Origin of the sequence: Massilia sp. CT11-108 (assembly GCF_047302915.1) — a bacterium.
Lineage (GTDB): Bacteria > Pseudomonadota > Gammaproteobacteria > Burkholderiales > Burkholderiaceae_D > Telluria > Telluria orientalis.
Genome location: NZ_JBKYMO010000427.1, coordinates 1 through 4,751, shown reverse-complemented (window position 1 = coordinate 4,751; position 4,751 = coordinate 1). Strand labels below are relative to the sequence as shown.

5 protein-coding genes and 1 pseudogene are annotated in these 4,751 nt (G+C 68.8%); all 6 read right to left on the bottom strand.

Features of this window, described 5'->3' with window-relative positions:
• Nucleotides 1-753 (bottom strand): annotated as a pseudogene (locus tag ACEN88_RS24555) (AI-2E family transporter); the annotation flags it as partial.
• Between the two features lie 26 nt (nucleotides 754-779).
• Nucleotides 780-1,649 carry a protease HtpX gene (htpX, locus tag ACEN88_RS24550; RefSeq protein ID WP_413343885.1) on the bottom strand — a complete coding sequence of 290 codons (870 nt, stop codon included), beginning with the start codon at nucleotides 1,647-1,649 and terminating at the stop codon, nucleotides 780-782.
• A 122-nt stretch (nucleotides 1,650-1,771) separates the two neighbouring features.
• The gene (locus tag ACEN88_RS24545) at nucleotides 1,772-2,017 is read right to left on the bottom strand and encodes a hypothetical protein (protein WP_413343883.1); all 246 of its coding nucleotides are present in this window, start codon (nucleotides 2,015-2,017) and stop codon (nucleotides 1,772-1,774) included.
• Between the two features lie 8 nt (nucleotides 2,018-2,025).
• Nucleotides 2,026-3,954 carry a CocE/NonD family hydrolase gene (locus tag ACEN88_RS24540; protein WP_413343880.1) on the bottom strand — a complete coding sequence of 643 codons (1,929 nt, stop codon included), beginning with the start codon at nucleotides 3,952-3,954 and terminating at the stop codon, nucleotides 2,026-2,028.
• Nucleotides 3,955-3,992: 38 nt separating this feature from the next.
• Nucleotides 3,993-4,217, bottom strand: coding sequence for a hypothetical protein (locus ACEN88_RS24535; RefSeq protein WP_413343878.1), 225 nt, complete (start codon nucleotides 4,215-4,217; stop codon nucleotides 3,993-3,995).
• A 10-nt stretch (nucleotides 4,218-4,227) separates the two neighbouring features.
• On the bottom strand, nucleotides 4,228-4,751 hold a 524-nt coding region (locus ACEN88_RS24530; protein WP_413343876.1), incomplete at its 5' end, for a GIN domain-containing protein.

The window sequence follows — 4,751 nt, the reverse complement described above, 5'->3', positions numbered from 1 at the left end:
GGAGTCGATCAGGGTGCCGCCGGCCGGCAACTTGTACAGGCGCGTAAAAGTCGTCGTGTGCTTGGCGGTGTCCAGCGCATGCGAGATTTAGCGCACGGCGATGTAGGCGTCCCGCACGCAGCCTTCGAGGATGGCGACGGAGACGAGGCCCAGCGCGGTGCCGCGCACGGACAGGGGGAACACGCGGCGCAGCATCGGATACTGGCGCGGCAGCGCGCGCATGCCAGCCGTGTCGACGTGGCGGATGGCGGCGGGGCCGTGCAGGTACAGCACGAACAGGGTGAGCAGGGCGAGGAACAGGTACAGCGCATTCGCGAGGATCGTCGAGCCCCACAGGCGCGCGGCGCCCGTCAGGTGCGGGGCGAAGTCGCCGGCCGCGCTGCCGACGAGGCGGTTCAAGCCGCCGGGCAGGGCAAGGTGTTCGTTCCACCACTGGACCGCGTGTTCGGCCACCATCGGCAGGTGCGCGATCCAGGCGGGGACGGGGATGCCCGTCTCGTTGGCGCGGGCCAGGAGGCGCTGCACGCCGGCCAGTTCGCCGCCCAGCGTATTCAGCAACACGATGGATGGGCCGACGAAACCGAGGATCAGCAGGCCCACGAGGCAGGCCGCGCTGGCGGCGGGCGGCCAGCCGCGGCGCTGCAGGTGGACGTGCGCGGGCCAGGTGATCACAGCGAGCAGGCCGGCCCAGGCCAGCGCGCCGAGGAAGTGCTGCAGGAGGACGCCCAGCGCCAGCGCGAACAGCGCCGGCACGAGAAGCCTGGACGCGCGCCGGTCCGTCATGCCTGCTGCAAGGCCGCGATGCGGTCCTCGCACGACGGGTGGCTGCTGAACAGGGCCAGCACGCCGCCGCCGGCGATGCCCGACGCGGCCAGGTTCTTCGGCAGGTCGGCGTGATCCAGGCCGCCCAGGCGACGGAGCGCGGCGATCATCGGACGGGGCGTGCCCATGATCTGCGCGGCGCCGCGGTCGGCGCGGTATTCGCGCTGGCGCGAGAACCAGGCCACGATGATGCTGGCCACGAGGCCGAACAGCAGGTCGCACACGACGGAGGTGATCGTGAACGCGATGCCGGGGCCGCGCTCCTCGCCGTCGCGGCGCAGGAACTGGTCGACGGCGTATGCGACGACGCGCGCCAGGAAGATCACGAACGTGTTCACGACGCCCTGGATCAGCGTGAGCGTCACCATGTCGCCGTTCGCGACGTGCGCCACTTCGTGCGCCAGCACCGCTTCCACTTCATCGTGCGTCATCGACGTCAGCAGGCCCGTCGACACGGCGACGAGCGACGCGTTCTTCGTCGCGCCGGTCGCGAATGCGTTCGGTGCGCCTTCGTAGATCGCGACTTCCGGCATCGCGATGCCGGCCTTCTGCGCCTGGCGGGCGACGGTGTCGAGCAGCCAGCGCTCGGTGGGGTTGGACGGCTGCGCGATCACGCGCGCACCGGTCGACCATTTCGCGATGGGCTTCGACAGCCACAGCGAAATGAACGCGCCGCCGAAGCCCATCAGGCCGGCGAAGACGAGCAGGGCGCCCAGGTTCAGGCCCTTGGCCGTCAGGTAATGGTTAACGCCCAGCAGGCTCGCCGTGATGCCAAGCACGAGCATGATGGCGAGGTTGGTGGCAAGGAAAAGCAGGATGCGTTTCATGGTCGTCTCTCATCAATAACAAGAATCGCGGCCGGGAGGGCCGTTGTCAAGGCAAGAGAATAGGACAATGACAGATCTTGAAAAAGCGAAGTAAACAGAAGGATTTCTTCGGAAAAATGGAATTATAACTGACGCAGGCCGGCCGGCGGATTGTCCCAGTCGTCGTCACGGCCGTTCAGGTATGTGACGGGCAGCGCCGCGCGTGCGTCGGCCGGCAGGTCGTCCAGGCAGTGCACGCTGACCGCGACGTAATCTCCCCAGCGCGGCGACGTGCCCGTGCCGAACGGCCGGATGCCGCACGTGGCGCAGAACAGGTGGCGCTCCGTGCGCACGGCACCGCAGTGGCAGCTGCCGTGCCAGGTGCGCACGCCGCCCGTCATTGCGCCGCTTTCACGAGCGGCAGTTCGACGTAGCTGCTGTGGTAGACGCGCTGCGTGGCCTTGCGGTAGTCGCCCGGCTGGGCGAAGAAGATGTTCGGCACGAACGTCTGCGGATTGCGGTCGTACAGCGGGAACCAGCTCGATTGCACCTGCACCATGATGCGGTGGCCGGGCAGGAACACGTGGTTCGCCGTCGGCAGGCCGAAGCGGTACGCCAGCGCCTTGTTCGGCGCCAGCGCTTTCGGCTTGTCGAAGCCTTCGCGGTAGCGGCCGCGGAAGATGTCGCCGGCCACCATCAGCTGGTAGCCGCCCATCGCCGGCTGCGACCCCACCTGGTCCGGGTACACGTCGATCAGCTTCACGACCCAGTCGGAATCCGTGCCGCTCGTCGACGCGACGAGGTGCGCGACCGGCTCGCCGCTGATTTTCACGGGCGCCGTCAGGACGTCGGACACGAACGTCGCGACGTCCGTGCGGCCCGACGCCTCGCGCTGGTCGTCGACGAGCCAGCGCGGCCACGTCTGTCCCTTCGCTTCGTCATAGCCGTATGGCGGGATCGGACGCTGGCGGAACGGCACGGGCTTGGCCGGGTCGGACACGTATTCGTCGTAGCCCTTCGCATCGGCCGCGCCGCCCAACCGGGCCTTCTGGTTCGCGGCGAGGCGCAGCGCGACGGGTTCGATGGCGCCGCCCGGCCACGCGGGCAGGTTGCGCCACTTGTTCGTGCCCGTTTCGAACGCGGTCACCGTCGGGATCGCGGGTACACTCGCATCCCCTTTCAGGTAGCGCGCGAGGAACGGTTTCAAGACCTGCTGGCGCCAGTACAGCGCCGTGTCGCTGCCGAATTTCAGGGCGCCGAGCGTGGCGCCGTCGCCGATCGAGCCGCCGTGCGACCACGGGCCCAGCGACAGGAATACCTTGTTCTCCGTGTCATGCGGCTTGATGGCCTTCCACACGGCGATGGCGCCGTAGATGTCTTCCGCGTCCCAATAACTGTGCACGAGGAGTGTCGGCACCGTGACGGGCTGGCGCGCGAGGATGCCGTCCATCGCCTGCTGCCGCCAGAACGCGTCGTACGCCGGATGCGCGACGACCTTGTTCCAGAAGCCGCTCTGTTCCAGGCCCCGCTCGCGGCCCAGCGCGCCCGCGGAAGCGGCGCGCAGGTACATGTCGTAGTCGTCGTAGTTCGTGATGGGCCACTTGGCCGTGTTCGCGCGCGTGACGACCTGTTCGAGCATGTACGACATATTGATCTGCCGGAAGGCGCCGTTGTGGAACCAGTCGTCGCCCTTCCAGCCGTCCACCATCGGATTCATCGGCACCGCGACCTTCAGCGCTGGGTGCGGGTTCACGAGCGCCATCAGCGGCAGGAAGCCGTCGTACGAAATGCCGATGATGCCCACGCGGCCGTTCGTCTCCGGCACGTTCTTCGTCAGCCACTCGATCGTGTCGTACGTGTCGGTCGAGTGGTCGACGGGCGTCGGGTTCAGCGGCCCATGCAGCGGGCGGTTCATCACGTAGTCGCCTTCGGACCCGTACTTGCCGCGCACGTCCTGCACGACGCGGATATAGCCTTCCCCGGCGATGACGTCGGCCGCGTTGTCGTAGCCCGTCAGGATCGTCTCCAGGTCGGAGCTGTCCGCGTGGTTCACGAGGCTGGACGCATCGTACGGCGTGCGCGTGAGCAGGATGGGTGCGTCGTGCACGCCCTTCGGCACGATGATGATGGTGTTCAGCTTCGTCCCGTCGCGCATCGGGATCATGACCGTGCGCTTCACGTAGTTGAAGCCGGCGTCGGGCGCCCTGAATTCGGCCGGGGTCTCGGACGGGAGTTCCGTATACTGCGGCGCCGTCTGCGCGTGCGCGAAACCGGCGAGCGCCACTGCACCGATGAGCGGCGCGAGGCGGACTGGGAATGACGTCATCGATATCCTTGGGCGTGTCGTGGGCGGCGCCCGCTACATTAGCACAAGGACCAGGCGTTCAGCCGTGGGCGGCACGTTGCCCGGCGCGCGGATGGTCGCAGGCCGTCCTCGTTCGCATAGGCCAGCACGCGGCTCACGTCCGCCCACGGCACGACGGTATCGCCGGCGGCGAAGCAGTCCGGGAACACGCGCACGGCGGGGGCCGACGCCGGCGCGAGGCGGCGTTTCAGGCGGGCGAGTATAGGCAACATCGTGGACAGCATGGCGACCTCCTTACCGGGCCGTGTGCGAACCGCTGCGGTCGACGAGCAGCAGCTGGCCGCGCGCGACGGTCTTCGTGTCCGCGCGGTCGGGCTGAGAGACGACGTTGACCGACGCGGTGCCCGGTCCGTGCACGACGATGTCCGCATGGGCGGCCGTCAGGCCATGGCCATCGAGGCTGCCCGAGCCGGCGATCTGCGCGTCGACCTGCGCGACGTTGCCGTCGATGCGGGCGTCGCCCGGACCGTTCATGCGCAACAGCAGGCGCTTGCCGGACATGCTCGCCTTGAGGCCGCCGGAGCCCGACAGGGCCGCGTCCAGCGTATCGCCCACGTTCGCCAGCGTGACGCCGCCGGGGCCGCGGGCCCGCACCGTCGCCTTGCCCGCCTTGAGGCCGGCCGCATCGAGATCGCCCGAGCCGGCCAGTTCCACGTTCAGGTCGCCCACCGTGCCGGCCAGCGCGACGTTGCCCGGCCCGTTCATGCGCAGCTGCGCCGTCCCGGCCTGCAGGCCGCGCACGGCCAGTTCGCCCGAGC

Coding starts and splice junctions, on each gene's coding strand:
- htpX (WP_413343885.1), bottom strand. CDS start 1,649: ATGAAACGCATCCTGCTTTTCCTTGCCACCAACCTCGCCATCATGCTC.
- ACEN88_RS24540 (WP_413343880.1), bottom strand. CDS start 3,954: ATGACGTCATTCCCAGTCCGCCTCGCGCCGCTCATCGGTGCAGTGGCG.
- ACEN88_RS24535 (WP_413343878.1), bottom strand. CDS start 4,217: ATGCTGTCCACGATGTTGCCTATACTCGCCCGCCTGAAACGCCGCCTC.